Genomic DNA, 18278 nt, shown 5'->3' with positions numbered 1-18278 from the left:
GAAGCCATGCGCGCGACCGACATCGAAAGCGACCTGAACGACGTCCTCGTGACCGAGGAGCAGATCCTGGCGAAGCTCGACGAGATCGCCGCGCGGGTGGCGACGGACTACGAGGGCAAGGACCTGCTGCTGGTCGGGGTCCTCAAGGGCGCCGTCATGGTGATGGCCGACTTCGCGCGGGCCCTCCCGACCCTCGTGCCCATGGACTGGATGGCGGTGTCGTCGTACGGGGCGGGGACGAAGTCCAGCGGCGTCGTCCAGATCCGCAAGGACCTCGACACCGACCTCACCGGCAAGCACGTCCTCATCGTCGAGGACATCATCGACTCCGGCCTCACCCTCAGCTGGCTGCTCGACAACTTCGCCTCGCGCGGCGCCGCGTCGATCGAGGTCTTCGCGCTGCTGCGCAAGCCCGAGGCGGCCAAGGTGCACGTGGAGTGCAAGTACGTCGGTTTCGACATCCCCACCGACTTCGTCGTCGGCTACGGCCTCGACTACGACGAGCGGTACCGCAATCTGCGCGATGTCGCCGTGCTCGCCCCGCACGTCTATTCGTGAGCGGATGCCGCGGTGTACGCCGTCGGCGAATGCACAGATGACCCCTAGGTGACCCGCGATACCCTGAAACCCACTGTCGCCGGGGCATCCCGCCCGCGACGGCTGTCGACGAAGGGATCGGGCATCGCCCGCACCATGGACTTCAAGAAGATCACGCGCAATCCGCTTCTCTACGTGCTGCTGATCGCGGTGTTCCTGATCGTGGGCTTCACGCTCATCTCGAGCCTCAACGGGGCCAAGCAGATCTCCACCCAGCAGGGTCTCGAGCTGCTCGATCGCGGTGCGGTGACCGAGGTCCTCACCACCGACGGTGACCAGCGCGTCGACATGACGCTCGCCGAGCCCTTCGAGGGCTCCACCGAGGTGCAGTTCTACTACGTGACCGCGCGCGCCGACGAGGTCGTCGAGGCGATCAACGCCGCCGATCCCGAGGACGGCTTCAACGACGCCGTGCCGCGCGCGACGTGGTTCGACGGGTTCCTGTCGCTGATGATCCCGATCCTGCTGCTCGGTCTGCTCTTCTGGTTCCTGCTCTCGAACGTGCAGGGCGGCGGTTCGAAGGTCATGCAGTTCGGCAAGTCGCGGGCCAAGCTCGTGACGAAGGAGATGCCGCAGGTCACCTTCCAGGACGTGGCCGGCTCGGACGAGGCGATCGAAGAGCTCGAAGAGATCAAGGACTTCCTGAAGGACCCGTCGAAGTTCCAGGCCGTCGGCGCCCGCATCCCCAAGGGCGTGCTGCTGTACGGCCCTCCCGGAACGGGCAAGACCCTCCTCGCGCGCGCCGTCGCCGGCGAGGCCGGCGTGCCGTTTTACTCGATCTCGGGCTCGGACTTCGTGGAGATGTTCGTCGGCGTCGGCGCGAGCCGCGTCCGTGACCTGTTCAACCAGGCCAAGGAGAGCTCGCCCGCCATCATCTTCATCGACGAGATCGACGCCGTCGGCCGCCACCGCGGCGCCGGCATGGGCGGCGGCCACGACGAGCGCGAGCAGACGCTGAACCAGATGCTCGTCGAGATGGACGGGTTCGACCCCAAGGTCAACGTGATCGTGATCGCGGCGACCAACCGCCCCGACATCCTCGACCCGGCACTGCTGCGTCCGGGCCGCTTCGACCGCCAAATCGGGGTGGACGCGCCCGACCTGAAGGGCCGCAAGAAGATCCTCGAGGTGCACGGCCGAGGCAAGCCCCTCGCGGACGGGGTCGACCTCGAGGTCGTCGCCCGCAAGACCCCGGGGTTCACCGGAGCCGACCTCGCCAACGTCCTGAACGAGGCCGCCCTGCTGACGGCGCGCTCGAACGCCCAGCTGATCGACAACCGCGCGCTCGACGAGGCGATCGATCGCGTGCTGGCGGGTCCCCAGCGCCGCACGCGGGTGATGAAGGACAAAGAGAAGCTCATCACGGCCTACCACGAGGGCGGACACGCCCTCGCGGCCGCGGCGATGAACCACACCGACCCGGTCACGAAGGTGACGATCCTCCCGCGCGGCAAGGCCCTCGGGTACACGATGGTGCTGCCGCTGGACGACAAGTACTCCGTCACCCGCAACGAGCTGCAGGACCAGCTCGCGTACGCGATGGGCGGCCGGGTGGCCGAGGAGATCGTCTTCCACGACCCCACCACCGGTGCCTCCAACGACATCGAGAAGGCCACCGGCATCGCCCGGAAGATGGTCACCGAGTACGGCATGACCACCGACGTCGGGCCGGTCAAGCTCGGGCAGTCCTCGGGTGAGGTCTTCATGGGCCGCGACATGGGCCACGGCCGCGACTTCTCGGAGCGCGTCGCGGAGCAGGTCGACTCGCAGGTGCGCGCGCTCATCGAGCAGGCCCACGACGAGGCGTACGAGGTCATCAACGCCAACCGCGAGGTTCTCGACCGCCTCGCGCTGAACCTCCTCGAGAAGGAGACCCTCGATCACCTCGAGCTGGCCGAGATCTTCCGAGACGTGAAGAAGCTCCCGCCGCGCCCGCAGTGGCTCTCGAGCGACGAACGTCCGGTCTCGACGCTGCCGCCGGTCGATGTGCCGCGCCGTGTCGAGGAGGCCGCGGGGATCGCGGCATCCGTCGAAGCGGAGCAGCCCGCCGCGCAGCGCGCGACCCAGCGCCGCACGAGCGGTCAGGCGCGCCCCGCGACCGCGTAGGCTCGGCCCGTGGCCGTAGACCGACAGCGCGTCGCCGCGCTCGTGCGAGAGCTGCTCGAGGCGATCGGCGAGGACCCGGATCGTCCGGGCCTGCGGTTGACCCCCGACCGGGTCGCCGACACGTACGCCGATTTCTTCGGCGGTGTCGGTGAGGATCCGGGGGCGCCACTGGCCAGCACGATCTCGGTGACGCGGGGACCCGCCCCCGAGACGCTGCCGTCGGGCGCGGTGATGCTCCGCGGCATCCGCTTCCGCTCGGTGTGCGAGCACCACCTGCTGCCGTTCCGCGGCACCGCCCACCTGGCCTACCTGCCGGGGGAGCAGGTCGTCGGCCTGGGCGCGCTGCCGAAGGTCGTCGACATCCTCGCCTCGCGCCCGCAGGTGCAGGAGCGCCTGGGCGAGCAGATAGCCGACGCGATCGCGAGCGCCCTCGACACGCGCGGTGTGCTCGTCGTCCTCGAGGCGTCGCACGAGTGCGTAACCATGCGCGGCGACCGCCAGTCCGACGCCTCGACCGTGACCATCGCCGCGCGGGGCGAACTGGCCGAACCCTCCGCCCGCGCCGAACTCATCGCCTTGCTGGGAGCACCCCGACCATGACCCTTCTCATGGGGATCGTCAACGTGACCCCCGACTCGTTCAGCGACGGGGGGCGCTTCTTCGATCACGACGCCGCCGTCGCCCACGGCCTCGCCCTGTGCCGCGCGGGGGCCCACATCCTCGACATCGGCGGCGAATCGACCCGCCCGGGCGCCGAGCGGGTCGAGCCCGCCGTCGAGCAGGAGCGGATCCTCCCGGTGGTGCGCGCGCTCGCCGAGGCGGGCGCCGTCGTGAGCGTCGACACCATGAACGCCTCGACCGCTCGGGCTGCCGTCGACGCGGGTGCCCGCATCGTCAACGACGTCTCGGGCGGGCTCGCCGATCCCGAGATGCTGTCCGTCGTCGCGGCCACCGGTGCCGACATCGTCCTCGGGCACTGGCGGGGGCATTCCGCCGACATGTACGCGGCGGCCGAGTACGCCGACGTCGCGGGCGAGGTGGTCGGCGAGCTGGCGTCGCGCATCGACGCCGCCGGAGCCGCCGGCATCCCGCCCGCCCGCGTGATCGTCGACCCCGGCATCGGCTTCGGCAAACGCGGCGAGCAGAACTGGGCGGTGCTGCGCGCGACCGAGCGCATCACGCGCCTCGGCCCCCGCGTGCTGGTCGGGACGAGCCGCAAGAGGTTCCTGGCCGAGACGCTTGATCCGTCCGACCCCGCCTCGGTCGACGAGGATCGCCGCGATCTCGCCACCGCCGTCACCACGGTCCTGGCCGCACAGGCCGGGGCATGGGGCCTGCGCGTCCACGACATCAGCGCATCGCGCGACGCGCTGGCGGTCCGCCGCGCATGGGAGGGGGAGAGCCGATGGGCACCGACCAGATCACGCTGACCGGGCTGACCGTCGTCGGCCACCACGGGGTCTACGACCACGAGCGCCGGGACGGGCAGGAGTTCGTCGTCGACCTCGTGCTCGATCTCGACACGACGCCGGCTGCGGCATCCGACGACGTCGCCGACACGGTCCACTACGGCGAGCTCGCCGAGCAGGTCGCGGCCGTGGTCGCCGGCGAACCGGTGAACCTCCTCGAGACGCTCGCCGCCCGCATCGCCGGCGTCGTGCTGAAGCATCCCCTGGTGGATGCGGTGCAGGTGGGCGTCCACAAGCCGCAGGCGCCCATCCCCGTCGCGTTCGGCGATGTCGCCGTCACGATCCGCCGCGAGCGGGGTGGGCGATGAGCCGCCGGCTCGCGCACGGCATCGACCGCGAGGGCACGGTGCACGGGCTACCGGCCGGGCACGCCGTCGTCGCGCTCGGGGCGAACCTGGGCGACCGTCGCGCGACCATAACCGCCGCCGTGCAGGATCTCGCGCGCATGCCCCTGACCACCGAGGTCGTCGCCGCCGAGCCCATCGAATCGGTCGCGATGAAGCCCGACGGGCCGGATGCCGGGGCTCCCGCCTACCTGAATTCCGTCGCCCTGCTCACCACCCGCCTCGCACCGTCCGTGCTGCTCGGGTTCCTGCACGCGATCGAGGCCCGTCATGGGCGCGAGCGCGCGGAGCGCTGGGGAGACCGCACGCTCGACCTCGACTTGATCGCCTTCGGCGATGCGCGCAGCTCGGGACCCGGGCTCGTCCTGCCGCACCCGCGGGCCGCGGAGCGGGCGTTCGTGCTCGTGCCGTGGCTGGCCGTCGACCCCGACGCGGTCCTCCCCGGCGCGGGCCGCGTCGACGAGCTGCTCGCGCGGCTCGAGGGGCGCTCGTGAAGCGCACGGGCGCCGGCGTGCTGCTCGTGGCGGCCGTCATCGGCACCGCGGTGGGGTTCGCGCTCGACCAGATGCTGACCGCGTCGGGGCGGCCGACCTTCACCCCCGCCGTGACGCTGCCGATCCTGCTGATCGCGCTCGGCGGCGCTGTCGTGGCGCTGGCGTATCCGATCCACCGCGCGGCGCGCGGCGACGCGCCGGCGCGGATCGACCCGTTCCGCGCGGTCCGCGTCGCGATGCTGGCGAAGGCGTCGAGCATCGTCGGGGCCTCCGTGGCCGGACTCGCGCTGGGGCTCGCCCTGTTCCTGCTGACCCGCCCCGTGCCGCCCTCGGTAGGCTCGATGGTGGCGATCGTGGGCACGGCCGCGGCCGGCGGCATCCTCGTCGCCGCCGCCCTCTACGCCGAGCACCTCTGCACGATCCGGAAGGACGACGATGACGAACAGCCCGGACGCGCAGCCGGTGGGATCGCCCCCGAGCCCCACGACTGAGCCCGCAGCGCGGGAGGCATCGGCGGCGCCGGAATCCGCGTCGCCGCCTGCGCTGATCGACACCGGCGACGTGCCCGCGGCTTCCTCCGCCGCCCCCGACCCCGCCGCCGGCGCCGCCCCGGCCGCCGCTCCCGCGCCGGCCGGGCTGGACGACGGCACCTTCCCGCGGCTGGTCGAACCGCGCTCGCCCCACCGGCTTGTGCTCGAGAACGGTGTCTGGCACCAGATCTCGCCGAAGTACGTGCGGGTGCAGCTGATCTCGACGGGTTCATTCCTGCTGCTCGTCGTCGCCGCCATGCTCGTCCTCACCCTGGGGCTGCAGCAGTGGTGGGCATGGATCCCGGGCGGGGTCATGACGGTGATCATGGTGTGGACGCTCGCGATCCTGCCGCGCCAGGCCCGCGCCATCGGCTATCAGTTGCGCGACGATGACCTCGTGTTCCGCCGCGGCATCCTGTGGCAGCGGATGGTGGCCGTGCCGTACGGGCGCATGCAGCTGGTCGACATCACGCACGGCCCGCTCGACCGCGGATTCGGGATCGCGCAGCTGAAGTTCGTCACGGCGGCCGCGTCTACCGGAGTCGTCATCCCCGGGCTCGCGCAGGGCACCGCCGAGACGCTCCGCGACCACCTCGTGGCGGTGGCCGAGAGTCGGCGCACCGGACTATGACCGACGTCGCCCCGCCGCCCCCCGAATCAGCGCCCGCGCCGGCGCCGGCCCCGCCGCCCGCGCTCGTACGGTCTCCGCTCAGCGACGGGGAGTGGCATCGCCTGCACCCCCTCACACCGCTGCTGCGGGGCGGGCTGACCCTCCTGGTCGTGGCCGGCGTGATCGTCGCGAACCTGCGCGACCGCCTGACCGCGACATTCCTGCCGTGGCTGATCCCCGAGTCGGGCGACGAGTTCACCGACTTCAACGGCGACGACCCCATCGACTTCGTCATCGAGAACGACCTCTACATCGTCGCGTTCGTCGCCGTGCTGGTCGTCCTCGCCGTGCTCGTGGGCCTGTTCTACCTCTCGTGGCGGTTCCACTCCTTCCGCATCACCGGTGACGACGTCGAGGTGCGAAGCGGCGTGCTCTTCCGCACCCAGCGGCGGGCACCGCTCGACCGCGTGCAGGGCGTCAACCTGACCCGGCCGATGATCGCGCGCCTCGTGGGGCTGGCCAAGCTCGAGGTCGTGGGCGCCGGCGCCGACGCGAACGTCAAGCTCGAGTACCTCTCGACCGCGAACGCCGAGACGATCCGCGCCGACATCCTCCGCCTGGCCTCCGGTCGCCGGCTGGGGGCCGCGGGGGTGGATGCCGCGACGGCCGAATCCCGCGGAGTGGCCGCCCTGGGCCACACCGTGAGCCGTGGCATCACCGGTCTCATCGAAGGCGAGGAGGCCCCCGTCGCCGAGCCCGCCTCGGTCGTGCGCATCCCGGTCGGGCGCCTCATCGCCTCGCACGTCCTCAGTCCGACCACGCTGTGGCTGCTGGCCGGGCTCGTCGCCGTCGTCATCGGCGTGGCGAACAGCACCCCGTGGCTGCTGTTCGGGTTCATCCCGGCCATCATCGGCGTCGGGGCCTACTGGGTGCGCTCCATCACCCGGTCGCTCCGGTACTCCATCGCGCCCACCGAGGACGGTGTGCGCATCACGTTCGGCCTGCTGACCACCGTGACCGAGATCGTGCCACCCGGCCGCATCCACGCCATCGAGGTGTCGCAGTCGATCCTCTGGCGCCCCGCCGGCTGGTGGTCCGTGCGCATCAACCGCCTCTCGGGCCGGAGCGCGTCGGACGGCAGCACCGATCAGTTCACCACCGTGCTGCCGGTAGGCACGACGGCCGATGTCGAGGCGGTGCTGCGTCTCGTCCTGCCGCACGTGCCCGAGACGGAATGGCCGCTCATCGTGCACGAGGGAGTGCGGGGCACCGGCGCCGCCGACTCGTTCACGACCTCGCCCCGACGAGCCTGGCCGATCCGTCCGCTGTCGTGGCGTCGCAACGGCTTCCGCCTCACCGCCGACGCGCTGCTGCTTCGCCGCGGCGCGATCTGGCGGACGCTGGCCATCCTGCCGCTCGCCCGCCTGCAGAGCCTCGCCGTCCACCAGGGCCCGGTCGATCGGATGCTGCGCGTGGCGTCGCTGCGCGGCAACGTCGTCGCGGGGCCGGTCACCACCGACCTGGCGGCGGTCGATCGCGACGTCGCCCTGGCCGCCTTCGGCGCGGCGGCCGACGGCGCCGTGCGCGCAGCCGGCAGCGATCGGACCCACCGATGGTGGGCCACCGAAGAGAGCGCGACATGAACCGCGATGGACGCCTCGGCGTCGGCGTCATCGGCGCCGGCCGGGTCGGGCCGGTGATCGCGGCGGCGCTCGCCGGCGCCGGGCATGCCCTGGTCGGCGTCACCGCGGGCTCGGACCCCGAGCGGGTCGAGGCGATCCTTCCGGGCGTGCCGGTGCTCGACGCCGTCGAGGTCGCCCGTCGCAGCGAGCTCGTCATCGTGGCCGTGCCCTCCGCGGAGCTCGCGGGCCTGATCGCCGGCCTCGCCGACGTGGGCGCGTGGCAGCCGGGACAGCTCGTGCTCCACACCGATGCGGCCCACGGCACCGGCATCCTCGCCCCCGCCGTCGCGCGCGGAGCCATCCCGCTCGCCATCCACCCGGCCATCGCCTTCACCGGGACGTCGATGGATCTGCGCCAGCTGACCAACGCCTTCGCCGCCGTCACGGCACCCGGGCCCGTGCTGCCCATCGCCCAGGCCCTCGCAGTCGAGCTCGGGTGCGAGCCGGTCGTCGTGGCGGAGGCAGACCGTGCGGCGTATGCGGAGGCGATCGCCACCGCCACCGAGTTCTCGCGATCGATCGTCGGGCAGGCCGCAGGGCTCCTCGCCCAGGTCGGCGTTCCGAGCCCCGGCCTGTACCTATCGGCGCTCGTGCACTCCACGATCGACCACGCACTGGCCGACCCGCCTTCCGGGCCCGCGGAGCCCCCCGCGGGCCTGGTCTGACGATCCTCGGGAGGATGAGATGCGCATCGCCGTCGCCATGACCACCTGCAACGGTGCGCGTCACCTCGGCCGGCAGCTGGAATCCCTCGCCGCCCAGGAGCGCGTGCCCGACGTCCTCGTCGTCAGCGATGATGCCTCCGAAGACGGAACGCTCGACATCCTCGAGCGTTTCGCCCGCGACGCGCCCTTCCCGGTAGAGGTCATCGTCAACATCACCCGGCAGGGGTTCGCCCGAAACGTGAGTGCCGCTCTCGCGCGGGCGGCGACGCTCGCCGAGGTGGTCGCCCCGTGCGACCACGACGACGTGTGGCCGGCCGGAAAGCTCGCGGCGATCGAAGACGCCTTCCGGACCCGTCCGGCGGCTGCGCTGTGGTTCTCGGACGCGGAGCTCATGGACGAGAACGAGCTCGACACGGGCGTGCTGCTGTCCGAGCTCGTGTCGCTCGACGCCGCCGCGCTCGCGCACCTTGAGGCGGGCGGAGGCGTCCGCCGGCTGCTCCACGGCGGCACGATCAGCAACGGGACGATGGCGGTCCGCTCGGAGGTGGTCGAGCTCGCACTGCCCGTACCGGAGGATCGCGAAGGCGCGTATCCGTACTTCTTCGCCGACGCCTGGCTGGCGATCATCGCCAGGCTCCTTGGAGAGATCGTGGCGGATCCCCGACCCCTTCTCCGATATCGACGACACGCCGGCCAGATGTCCGAGGGGCCCGCGGCCGAGGATCTCGAAGGTCGGGACCGCGCGGACCGGGTGCGACGCCATCTCGCGCGCATCACGCTCGTGCTGAGCCGCGTTCGAGAGCACCCCGATGCCGGGTGGAACCCGGCGCGGGTAGAGGAGCTCGAGGCGCTCGAAGCGTTCTTGACGGCACGCGCGATGCCCCGGGGCGCCGGGGGGCGGCTGCGCGCCGTGTTCGGTCAAGCGCGGATCGGCGCGTACGCCCGCTTCGCGGGCGGAATGCGCACCCTGGCGAGCGACCTGCTGCCATCAAGGGTCACGAGCCCGCGCCGGTAGACTTGCCCGGACTTTTCGAGGAGCTCACCCCATGACCGATCCCGCCGCGCCCGCCGATACCGAACCCACCGAGGAAGAGGTCTTCGAGCAGAAGGCGGTCCGTCTGGCCAAGCGCGAGCGGCTGATCGACGAGCGGGCCGACGCCGCGGGCGGTGCCTACCCGGTGGCGGTGCCGGTCACCGACACCATCCCCGCGCTGCGACGGCGTTTCGGCGACCTCGAAGCGGGAGCCGAGACCGGCGTGACCGCGGGCGTCGCCGGCCGCATCGTCTTCAGCCGCAACACCGGCAAGCTGTGCTTCGCCACGCTCCAGGCCGGCGACGGCAGTCGCATCCAGGCCATGGTCTCGCTCGCCGCGGTCGGCGAGGACTCGCTGCAGGCGTGGAAGGAGCTCGTCGACCTGGGCGACCACGTGTTCGTGTCGGGCGAGGTCATCTCGAGTCGCCGGGGCGAGCTGTCGATCATGGTGGCCGAGTGGCGGATCGCCGCCAAGGCGATCCTGCCGCTGCCGAACATGTACGCCGAACTCAGCGAGGAGAGCCGGGTGCGCAGCCGCTTCCTCGACCTCATCGTGCGCGACCGGGCTCGCGAGACGGTGCTCGCCCGCTCCGCCGTCAACGCCAGCCTCCGCCGCACCTTCGCAGAGCGCGGGTTCGTCGAGGTCGAGACGCCGATGCTGCAGGTGCAGCACGGTGGGGCCTCCGCACGGCCGTTCGTCACACGCTCGAACGCCTTCGATGCCGACCTGTACCTCCGGATCGCGCCCGAGCTCTTCCTCAAGCGCGCCGTCGTCGGCGGCATCGACCGCGTCTTCGAGATCAACCGCAACTTCCGCAACGAAGGCGCCGACTCCACCCACAGCCCCGAGTTCGCGATGCTCGAGGCGTATGAGGCCTACAGCGACTACAACGGCATCGCCGACCTCACCCAGCAGCTGATCCAGGATGCCGCGACCGCCGTCGCCGGCACCACCACCGTCACGTGGGCCGACGGCACGGAGTACGACCTGGGCGGGCAGTGGGACCGCCTGTCGATGTACCCCTCGCTCTCGGAGGCCGCCGGTCGGACGATCACCCCCGAGACGCCCTTCGACGAGCTCGTCGCGCTCGCCGAGTCGGCCGGCGTCGACCTTCCCCCGCACCCCATCCACGGCAAGCTCGTCGAGGAGCTGTGGGAGCACTTCGTCAAGCGCGATCTCGTGCGCCCGACCTTCGTCATGGACTTCCCGCTCGACACCAGCCCCCTGGTCCGCGAGCACCGGTCGATCCCCGGCGTGGTCGAGAAGTGGGACCTCTACGTCCGCGGCTTCGAGCTGGCCACCGGGTACTCCGAGCTCGTCGACCCCGTCATCCAGCGCGAGCGCTTCGTCGAGCAGGCGAAGCTCGCCGCCCGCGGGGACGTCGAGGCCATGCGCATCGACGAGGAGTTCCTGCGCGCGCTCGAGCACGGCATGCCCCCGACGGGCGGCATGGGCATGGGCATCGACCGCCTGCTGATGGCGATCACCGGTCTCGGCATCCGCGAGACGATCCTCTTCCCGCTCGTCAAGTAGCGCTCGCCCGCGCCGGGGTGAACGCCCACTCGGGCAGGTGACCGGCGCCGACGAACGAGGCGACGATCTCGGCGAGACCGTGCTCGGGCTCGATCTCGCACGCCCATCCGGCGTAGAGCGCGGCGTGCGTGGACTTGCCGAGCGCCCACGACAGCCACCCGCACATCGCCAGCGCGCCCGCTCGTCGCGGCTCGGGGCAGAGCGCCGCGAGGGTGCGGGTAAGCGCGAGCGCCGATTGGAGGCGCTCCGGTTCGGGCCGATCGCCTTCGCCCCACATGACCATGGCCAGGTGCGCGGGGTACTCCGCTCCCTGCTCCCATCTGAGCTGCGCCTCGAGCGCCTCGTCGCCGGCGACGACACCACCGCACCACCCCACCATGGCGATGTCGCGCAGCGACGGGCGCTCGAGACACCAGATCATCGCCGCGGCGTCATAGGGTGCGAGCGCCTGGGGGTCCCAGCCGAGCGCCCGTTCGAAGAGCCGGGGCAGATCCTCGAGCACGCACGCGGTCGCGAGCGCCTGCGGGTCGATGCGGCGATCCGTGCGCGCGCCCGTTTCGCACAGGAGGGTGACCGCGTCGCCGAGCGAACGCAGCGCGTCCGCGACGCGTCCGACGGTGTCGTCGTCGATCACGGGCAGTTCCGCGCCGGCGGACTGGTCGTCGGCGGGCTCGGGGAAGTCGCCCCAGGCCGCGGCATCCCCCAGCTGTGCGAGCGGCCGCGCCCCGCCATGCTCGGTGAGATACGAGCCCCACGCATCGGCGGCGACGCAGAGCGCGTCGACCACGCGCAGCCCGCACGCGTCGGCCCGGGTCTCGATCGCCCGCACCAGCCCGGCGTGCGGGATGCCGTCCGCGAACGTCGCCGAGGTGAACGCGACCACCGCGATGCCGTCCGCGTCGGGGATCTTGCACGCGAGGCCGAGGAAGGTCGCCGCGAGGCGTTCGATCTCGTCGCCGTCTCGCGGGAGGTCGAAGCGCATGGCGCCGCACGTGCGCGCGCCGTCGAAGGGGACGAGCACCAGGCTGTCGGTGGGGTGGTAGCCCAGCAGGCGCGGGACGAGTGACAGGAATTCCGCCGCGTTCGCGGCCTTGACGATGGTGGTCATGCGTCGACTGTGGTCGGCGCACGCACGGCGGATCGAGGGTACGGGCCGGCTGGGGACGATCGGTCGCGCGGCGGCCCTTGGGGAGGGCAGCCTGAGACCCGGACAGCGCACGGCACGTACACTTGGGGGGTGGATGAATACTGGCTCGCGGTGCTGTGGTCGCTTCTGCCGACCGTGGTCGTGAGCGCGCTGTTCTTCTACGTGCTGCGCAGCACCGTGCGGGCCGACCGCAACGAGCGCCGCGCCTACGCCCGCATCGAGGCGCAGGAGCGCGCCAAGCGCGGTCTTCCGCCCGCACCGGCGACAGCGGCATCCGAATCGTCCCCGGTCACCTCCGAGAACTGACCCCCGCGCACACTACGCTGGGCTCAGCCGGTCCGGCGTCGAGGGGAGGCGCGGTGGAGTTGACGATCACCAGCTGGGCGCTGATCGCGGTCATCGTGTTCGACGTCATCGTGCGCGTCACCGCCGTGATCGTCGTCCCCCGCAACCGTCGCCCGACGGCCGCCATGGCGTGGCTGCTGGCGATCTACTTCATCCCGATCATCGGGGTGTTCCTGTTCCTGCTGATCGGGAACCCGCGGCTGCCGCGCAAGCGCCGGCAGATGCAGGACCGCATCAACGACTACATCCGCGAGACCAGCCGGGGTCTCGACTTCGGCACGCTGCGGCCCGGTGCGCCGGTCTGGTTCCGCTCGCTCGTGACGCTCAACCGCACCCTCGGCGCCCTCCCGCTCGCCGGCGACAACGCCGCCACCCTCATCCCCGACTACCAGGAGAGCCTCGACGCGATGGCCGATGCCATCCGGTCGGCGAGGGCGTACGTCCACATCGAGTTCTACATCCTGCAGTCCGATGTCTCGACTGACAACTTCTTCCGTGCCATGGAGGAGGCCGCCGAGCGCGGCGTCGTGGTGCGGGTGCTCCTGGACTACTGGGCGAACCGCGGCAAGCCGTTCTATAAGGACACGACACGGCGCCTCGACCGGATGGGCGCCCACTGGCGCCTGATGCTCCCGGTCCAGCCGCTCAAGGGCAAGTACCAGCGCCCCGACCTGCGCAATCACCGCAAACTGCTCGTCGTCGACGGCCGCATCGCGTTCACCGGTTCGCAGAATGTCACCGACTCCACGTACAACCTTCGCAAGAACATCAAGCGCGGACTGCACTGGGTCGACCTGATGGTGCGCGTGCAGGGTCCGGTTGTCGCATCGATCAACGCCGTGTTCCTCTCGGACTGGTACAGCGAGACCGAGGAGATCCTCACCGACGAGATCAACCTCTTCGACGTGAAGCCCGGCCCCGGCGATCTGGACTGCCAGATCGTGCCGTCCGGTCCCGGGTTCGAGTTCCAGAACAATCTCAAGCTGTTCGCCGGCCTGATCTACGCCGCCCAAGAGCGCATCATCATCGTGAGCCCCTACTTCGTGCCGGATGAGGCGCTGCTGCTGGCTGTCACCACGGCCTGTCAGCGCGGCATCCACGTCGAGCTCTTCGTCTCGGAAGAGGGGGACCAGGCGATGGTCTACCACGCGCAGCGCAGCTACTACGAGGCGCTGCTGCGCGCGGGCGTGAAGATCTGGATGTACCGCAAGCCGTACATCCTCCACTCGAAGTGCATGACCATCGACGACGAGACCGCGATCATCGGCTCCAGCAACATGGACATGCGCTCGTTCGGTCTGAACCTCGAGATCTCGATGCTCGTGCGCGGCGAGGAATTCGTGCAGGACATGCGCCGGGTCGAGGACATGTACCGTGGTCTCTCGCGCGAGTTGACCCTCGAAGAGTGGATGAGGCAGCCGCTGCGCTCGACCGTGCTGGACAACCTGGCGCGCCTGACCTCCGCCCTGCAGTAGCCGCCCATGAACCACGACGTCCCCGCCGAGGTCGCGATCCCGCTGCCGGTGCGCCTGCGCCTGGGGCGCGCCGCGGCGCAGACGATCGCCGACCGAGACGGCCTGGACCTGCTGCACATCAAGGGCGACGCGGTGGATCTCTCGCTGCGACCGCACCCCACGCCCGGCACCGACATCGACGTGCTGGTGCGTCCCCGCCACCTGAGCGGGTTCGACGCGGCGCTGCGTGCGGAGGGCTGGCGCGTGTACACGACGTTCGCCTACGGGTCGCCGTTCGAGCACGCCCAGACGTACACGCACGAGCTGTGGGGCTACCTCGACGTCCATCGGTTCTTCCCCGGCGTCGGGCTCGACCCCGACCACGCGTTCGACCGGCTCTGGCGTACGCGCGGATCCATGGACTTCGGCGGCGTGTCGTGCCCCGTGCCGAGCGTCCCCGCGCAGGCGGCGATCCTGGTCCTGAACGCGGCACGGAGCAGACCCGGTTCCCGCGCGGACGTCGACCGGCTGTGGCGACGAGCGGATGCCGCAACCCGCGCGAGCATCGAGCGCGAGGTGTCTGCGCTCGACGCCCATGTCGCCCTCGCCGCGGCGACCGGCGGCCTGCGCACGTACCGGTCCGCCCGCGACTACCACCTCTGGCGGGTGGTGTCCGAGGGAGGCAGCCGGCTCGAGGAGTGGTGGGGACGCCTTCGCGCCGCGGACAGTCTCGGCGCCCGCGCGCGCATCGTCGTGCGGGCGCCCCTGGTGAACGTGCCGCACCTCGAGCATGAACTGGGCCGTCGGCCCACACCGGGCGAGATCGTCCGCGAGTTCTTCGCGCGTCCCGCGCGCGGCGCGATCGAGCTGGTGCGCCGCCTGACGCGGAGGCGATCGTCATGACGCGCTTCATGCCGGCATCCGATCTGGCGACTGAGGTCGTCGACGACGCGGTGTACGCCGCCCGCCTGCCGTCCGGCCCGATCGTCGTGCTCGAGGGAGTCTCGGCCGTCATCTGGGAAGAGGCGTGTGCGGACGGCGACCGCGTCGTGGAGCACGTCGCTGCTCGCACCGGACGCGCGTCCGATGAGATCGCCGGGACGGTCACGGCTTTCGTCGACGCGCTGGTCGCCGACGGCCTGCTCGTCCGACGTTCCTGAGACCTGTCCCGCGTGCCCGGCCACCTGCGATACTGAAGCGACTCCACCGGGGGGACGGTATGGGATCCAGCAGCGCGCAGGCGATCCGCCGGCGCGCGCGCGTGGCCGACTGGTGGGCCGGGGCCTGGCGCTGGGTGCTCATGGCAGCCGGGGCGGTCGTGGTCATCTACCTGCTCCTCGACGTCGGCGCGAGCGACAACGTCACCACGGCGATCGCTCTGTCGGCCATCGTCATCGCAGCGATCGCGACGTACTCCACGCCGATGGCGATGTGCCTCATGGCCATGCCGGCGCTGTTCGTTGTGCAGCGCGTGGGCCTGGGCGGCCTCGACCTGTCGATGTCGGATGCCGCGCTCGCAGCCGCGCTCGGCACGGCGCTGCTGCTGGGGAAGCGTCCCTACAGTGCCCCCATGCGCCATCTGCTGTGGTGGAACATGCTGTATCAGTTCGCCACGATCTTCACCGTGATCGTGAACCCGCAGATCCAGAACACGGTGGAGTGGTTCCACGCCTGGCTGCTGATCTCGGGCGCGCTCGTGGTCGGCTGGTCCCTCGGACGGGCCGGATATGCACGGACGGCGCTGCTGCTCATCCTCGGTGCCGCCGCCGTGATCGCCGTCGGCACCGTCGGCACCGGCATCGCGCAGTTCGCGACGGGGAACTTCGCGCCCGTCTACCCGGCGTGGCCGGTGCCCATGCACAAGAACTTCGCCGGCACCGCCTTGGCGCTGGCGGTGCTCATCGTCTACATCAACCCCTCGTGGGCGGAGCTTCCGCAGCGGTGGATCCGCCCCCTCTTCTGGCTGATGCTGGTGGCCATCGTCATGACGCAGGCGCGGCAGGCGATCGTCGGCCTCGTCATCGCGATCATCATCGTGGTGATGCGGCGCGGGGCGACCGCGCACTCGCGGTGGGCGCTGCTGCTGATCATCCCGGCGGCGTGGCTCATCGTCACGCTCGTGGTCGATCAGGTGGAGTCGCAGAATCAGCACAACTCCCTCTTCCAGCGCCTGGACTGGCTGCGGGAGGTGTACGCCTTCTGGAAGCACGCGCCGATCTTCGGCCATGGTCTGCGGTTCTGGTACTACAACCCCGCGGTGCCGTATCAGCCGCCGCAGGCGGAGCTGGAGGTCGCGGCGAGCGCCGGAATCGTCGGTCTCGCCGGGTTCCTGGCGATGTGGGCGGGGATCGTCTACGTCCTCTGGCGGGTGGACCCCGCCTACGGCACGCTCGCCCTCGCCATCACCGTCAGCCGGTTCGTGCAGGGACAGTTCGACCTTTTCTGGGCCGCGTCGCAGGTCTCGGTGCCCTTCGTCGTCGCCGGCATCTGCCTCGGGGCGATGGCCCGCGCGAGCGACCGCAAGAGCCTGCCGGAGCCACCGCGGATGCGGGTGCGAAGACGCGACGCGGCGCGCGCGGTCGGTTGACATACGATGGTGCCACTGAGACTCCGGGCGCGGCGGCGCGCGCGGGGTCGGCACCCGGGGGAGGGCCATGGAGCTGCGCGACTATTTCCGCGGTTTGCGCAGGCATTGGCTCGCCATCGCGCTCATGACCCTGGTCGGGCTGGGAGCATCGTTCGGCTGGGTCCAGCTGCAGACCCCGGTGTACGAGTCCTCCGCCAGCGGACTCATCCAGATCCGCGACCTTCCCGAGGGTGCGGACTCGTCGTTCGGTGACAGTCAGGCCCGGTCGAAGGTCGACACCTACCTCGACATGGCCACGTGGCAGCGCACGGCCGACACCGCCGCCGAGGCCGTCGGCCTGAGCCCGTCGGTGGCGGCATCCCGCATCAGGGTCCAAGCCCCGTCGAACACGGCCATTCTCCGGGTGACCGCACAGGGCGAGACCCCGGAAGACGCCGCAGCCCTCGCCGAGGCGTGGATCGTCGCGCTCGGTGAGACCGTCGACGAGTACGAGAGCATCGACGGGGTTCCCGCGCCGCTGCAGATCATCGTGGCCTCGCAGGCGGCCGTTCCGACCGAACCCGTCTTCCCCGATCTGCAGACCTCGCTGATCGTGGGTGGGGTGCTGGGCCTGGGCTTCGGCATCGCGTTCGCGCTCATCCGCACCGTGTCGGATCGTCGCATCCGCAACGCGGAGGACGTCGAGGCGCGCACCCAGCTCTCGGTGGTGGGGACCATCCCGCTCACCGACGACATGGGCGGCGACGACCGCCTGTTCACCGGAGACGCCTCGTCGTCCAAGCGCGGCGGCTTCGCCGTGGCCGAGTCGCTGCGGACCCTGCGCACCAATCTGCAGTTCATGGATGTCGACAACCCGCCCCGCACGATCGTGGTGACGAGCCCCCTTCCCAGCGACGGCAAATCCACGGTCGCGTGCAACCTCGCGCTGACGCTGGCGGCGAGCGGACGGCCCGTCGTGATCGTCGACGGCGATCTGCGTCGTTCGACGGTCGCCAAGACCATGGGCGTGCCCGGCGGTGCCGGACTGAGCGACGTGCTGTCGGGACGCGCCGAGATCGCCGACGTGCTGCAACGCTCGCCCGCGTCCGAGAACCTCTTCGTGCTCACCGCGGGGAGTACGCCGCCCAACCCCAGCGAGGTGCTGGGCTCCGCGCGCATGCGGAGCCTGCTCACCGACCTCGCGCGGCACGCGATGGTCATCATCGATGCTCCGCCGCTCATCCCGGTGACCGACGGCGCGGTGCTCACCCATCAGGCCGACGGCGCGCTGATCGTCGTGAGCCTCGGCAAGACCACCTACGATCTTCTCGACAAGTCCATCGACACCCTCGAGAAGTCCCGGGGTCGCGCCCTCGGCATCGTCATCAATAAGGTCCCCATGCGCGGTGTCGACAGCACGTCGTACTCGTACGAGTACCGGCGCACCTACGGCGCCGCCCCGTCCGCATCGCCGGCGTCGCCGGATGCGCCCGCCGACGACCCGCTCCTCGACGAGGTGGCCGTGAGCGCTCCGGGCGTCCCTCCCAAGAAGGGCGTCGCGAAGAAGACGCCCGGTCCTGCCCGAAGCACCGGTGAGGGGCTCGACGCGCTCTTCAACGGCAACTCCGACGCCGTCGACGCGGGCGACCTCGAGGCGGGCAGCGCCCGCCGTCAGCGCGCGCGGCGCGACTGAGGCCCTCCT

The 18278-nt window shown here is 71.1% G+C and carries 19 protein-coding genes; 18 read left to right on the top strand and 1 reads right to left on the bottom strand.

All coding sequences use genetic code 11. The features are described from left to right. Nucleotides 1–6 precede the first annotated feature (6 nt). The 12 genes from hpt (at nucleotide 7) to lysS (ending at nucleotide 11064) form a co-directional block, all read left to right on the top strand. The gene (gene hpt, locus NFR93_RS13790) at nucleotides 7–558 is read left to right on the top strand and encodes a hypoxanthine phosphoribosyltransferase (protein WP_251454339.1); all 552 of its coding nucleotides are present in this window, start codon (nucleotides 7–9) and stop codon (nucleotides 556–558) included. Nucleotides 559–693: 135 nt separating this feature from the next. Continuing rightward, nucleotides 694–2703, top strand: a complete 2010-nt coding sequence (ftsH, locus tag NFR93_RS13785) for an ATP-dependent zinc metalloprotease FtsH (protein ID WP_251454602.1) — start codon at nucleotides 694–696, stop codon at nucleotides 2701–2703. Nucleotides 2704–2712: 9 nt separating this feature from the next. Beyond that, nucleotides 2713–3303 (top strand): GTP cyclohydrolase I, encoded by a 591-nt coding sequence (folE, locus tag NFR93_RS13780; protein WP_251454336.1) that lies wholly within the window; start codon nucleotides 2713–2715, stop codon nucleotides 3301–3303. Beyond that, a complete protein-coding gene (gene folP / locus NFR93_RS13775; RefSeq protein ID WP_251454333.1) occupies nucleotides 3300–4133 on the top strand; it encodes a dihydropteroate synthase in 834 nt (277 codons plus the stop codon). The genes folE and folP overlap by 4 nt, the downstream gene beginning before the upstream one ends. Then, the gene (folB, locus tag NFR93_RS13770) at nucleotides 4109–4480 is read left to right on the top strand and encodes a dihydroneopterin aldolase (RefSeq protein ID WP_251454330.1); all 372 of its coding nucleotides are present in this window, start codon (nucleotides 4109–4111) and stop codon (nucleotides 4478–4480) included. The genes folP and folB overlap by 25 nt, the downstream gene beginning before the upstream one ends. Then, nucleotides 4477–5010: a 2-amino-4-hydroxy-6-hydroxymethyldihydropteridine diphosphokinase gene (gene folK / locus NFR93_RS13765; protein ID WP_251454327.1), complete on the top strand. Its 534-nt coding sequence runs from the start codon at nucleotides 4477–4479 to the stop codon at nucleotides 5008–5010. The genes folB and folK overlap by 4 nt, the downstream gene beginning before the upstream one ends. Beyond that, the gene (locus NFR93_RS13760; RefSeq protein WP_251454324.1) at nucleotides 5007–5501 is read left to right on the top strand and encodes a DUF3180 domain-containing protein; all 495 of its coding nucleotides are present in this window, start codon (nucleotides 5007–5009) and stop codon (nucleotides 5499–5501) included. The genes folK and NFR93_RS13760 overlap by 4 nt, the downstream gene beginning before the upstream one ends. Before the next feature lie 169 nt (nucleotides 5502–5670). Beyond that, nucleotides 5671–6171 (top strand): PH domain-containing protein, encoded by a 501-nt coding sequence (locus NFR93_RS13755; protein WP_502846305.1) that lies wholly within the window; start codon nucleotides 5671–5673, stop codon nucleotides 6169–6171. Then, entirely contained in the window at nucleotides 6168–7793 is a 1626-nt protein-coding gene (locus NFR93_RS13750) for a PH domain-containing protein (protein ID WP_251454323.1), read from the top strand. Before NFR93_RS13755 ends, NFR93_RS13750 begins: the two co-directional genes overlap by 4 nt. Then, nucleotides 7790–8497 (top strand): DUF2520 domain-containing protein, encoded by a 708-nt coding sequence (locus NFR93_RS13745; protein ID WP_251454320.1) that lies wholly within the window; start codon nucleotides 7790–7792, stop codon nucleotides 8495–8497. The genes NFR93_RS13750 and NFR93_RS13745 overlap by 4 nt, the downstream gene beginning before the upstream one ends. 19 nt (nucleotides 8498–8516) lie before the next feature. Beyond that, a complete protein-coding gene (locus tag NFR93_RS13740) occupies nucleotides 8517–9512 on the top strand; it encodes a glycosyltransferase (protein WP_251454317.1) in 996 nt (331 codons plus the stop codon). A 31-nt stretch (nucleotides 9513–9543) separates the two neighbouring features. After that, complete coding sequence (gene lysS, locus NFR93_RS13735; protein WP_251454314.1) at nucleotides 9544–11064, top strand: lysine--tRNA ligase; 1521 nt, start codon at nucleotides 9544–9546, stop codon at nucleotides 11062–11064. Here lysS and NFR93_RS13730 read toward each other — a convergent pair. After that, nucleotides 11057–12172 (bottom strand): DUF4192 family protein, encoded by a 1116-nt coding sequence (locus tag NFR93_RS13730; RefSeq protein ID WP_251454311.1) that lies wholly within the window; start codon nucleotides 12170–12172, stop codon nucleotides 11057–11059. The genes lysS and NFR93_RS13730 overlap by 8 nt on opposite strands. A gap of 129 nt (nucleotides 12173–12301) precedes the next feature. On the opposite strand from NFR93_RS13730, the gene NFR93_RS13725 reads away from it, so the two are divergent. From NFR93_RS13725 to NFR93_RS13700, 6 genes are all read left to right on the top strand, one after another. Next, nucleotides 12302–12517 (top strand): hypothetical protein, encoded by a 216-nt coding sequence (locus tag NFR93_RS13725; RefSeq protein ID WP_251454308.1) that lies wholly within the window; start codon nucleotides 12302–12304, stop codon nucleotides 12515–12517. 59 nt (nucleotides 12518–12576) lie between these two features. After that, on the top strand, nucleotides 12577–14031 hold the full coding sequence (cls, locus tag NFR93_RS13720) for a cardiolipin synthase (RefSeq protein ID WP_251454598.1): 1455 nt from the start codon (nucleotides 12577–12579) through the stop codon (nucleotides 14029–14031). A 6-nt stretch (nucleotides 14032–14037) separates the two neighbouring features. Next, nucleotides 14038–14913 (top strand): nucleotidyltransferase family protein, encoded by an 876-nt coding sequence (locus NFR93_RS13715; RefSeq protein WP_251454305.1) that lies wholly within the window; start codon nucleotides 14038–14040, stop codon nucleotides 14911–14913. Next, nucleotides 14910–15170, top strand: a complete 261-nt coding sequence (locus NFR93_RS13710; RefSeq protein WP_251454303.1) for a hypothetical protein — start codon at nucleotides 14910–14912, stop codon at nucleotides 15168–15170. The genes NFR93_RS13715 and NFR93_RS13710 overlap by 4 nt, the downstream gene beginning before the upstream one ends. A 59-nt stretch (nucleotides 15171–15229) precedes the next feature. Next, nucleotides 15230–16597, top strand: coding sequence for an O-antigen ligase family protein (locus NFR93_RS13705; protein WP_251454301.1), 1368 nt, complete (start codon nucleotides 15230–15232; stop codon nucleotides 16595–16597). 67 nt (nucleotides 16598–16664) lie between these two features. Further along, nucleotides 16665–18269 carry a tyrosine-protein kinase domain-containing protein gene (locus tag NFR93_RS13700; protein ID WP_251454299.1) on the top strand — a complete coding sequence of 535 codons (1605 nt, stop codon included), beginning with the start codon at nucleotides 16665–16667 and terminating at the stop codon, nucleotides 18267–18269. Nucleotides 18270–18278: the final 9 nt, after the last annotated feature.

Origin of the sequence: Microbacterium sp. Marseille-Q6648 (assembly GCF_943181415.1) — a bacterium.
Classification (GTDB): domain Bacteria; phylum Actinomycetota; class Actinomycetes; order Actinomycetales; family Microbacteriaceae; genus Microbacterium.
This window is presented reverse-complemented; position numbering and strand designations above follow the sequence as displayed.

Bases quoted from the DNA above. Each gene is read 5' to 3' on its own strand.
- lysS (WP_251454314.1), top strand. From the start codon at position 9,544: ATGACCGATCCCGCCGCGCCCGCCGATACCGAACCCACCGAGGAAGAG.
- NFR93_RS13745 (WP_251454320.1), top strand. From the start codon at position 7,790: ATGAACCGCGATGGACGCCTCGGCGTCGGCGTCATCGGCGCCGGCCGG.
- NFR93_RS13710 (WP_251454303.1), top strand. From the start codon at position 14,910: ATGACGCGCTTCATGCCGGCATCCGATCTGGCGACTGAGGTCGTCGAC.
- folK (WP_251454327.1), top strand. From the start codon at position 4,477: ATGAGCCGCCGGCTCGCGCACGGCATCGACCGCGAGGGCACGGTGCAC.
- NFR93_RS13715 (WP_251454305.1), top strand. From the start codon at position 14,038: ATGAACCACGACGTCCCCGCCGAGGTCGCGATCCCGCTGCCGGTGCGC.
- hpt (WP_251454339.1), top strand. From the start codon at position 7: ATGCGCGCGACCGACATCGAAAGCGACCTGAACGACGTCCTCGTGACC.
- NFR93_RS13730 (WP_251454311.1), bottom strand. From the start codon at position 12,172: ATGACCACCATCGTCAAGGCCGCGAACGCGGCGGAATTCCTGTCACTC.
- NFR93_RS13705 (WP_251454301.1), top strand. From the start codon at position 15,230: ATGGGATCCAGCAGCGCGCAGGCGATCCGCCGGCGCGCGCGCGTGGCC.
- ftsH (WP_251454602.1), top strand. From the start codon at position 694: ATGGACTTCAAGAAGATCACGCGCAATCCGCTTCTCTACGTGCTGCTG.
- folB (WP_251454330.1), top strand. From the start codon at position 4,109: ATGGGCACCGACCAGATCACGCTGACCGGGCTGACCGTCGTCGGCCAC.
- folP (WP_251454333.1), top strand. From the start codon at position 3,300: ATGACCCTTCTCATGGGGATCGTCAACGTGACCCCCGACTCGTTCAGC.
- NFR93_RS13740 (WP_251454317.1), top strand. From the start codon at position 8,517: ATGCGCATCGCCGTCGCCATGACCACCTGCAACGGTGCGCGTCACCTC.
- NFR93_RS13750 (WP_251454323.1), top strand. From the start codon at position 6,168: ATGACCGACGTCGCCCCGCCGCCCCCCGAATCAGCGCCCGCGCCGGCG.
- NFR93_RS13700 (WP_251454299.1), top strand. From the start codon at position 16,665: ATGGAGCTGCGCGACTATTTCCGCGGTTTGCGCAGGCATTGGCTCGCC.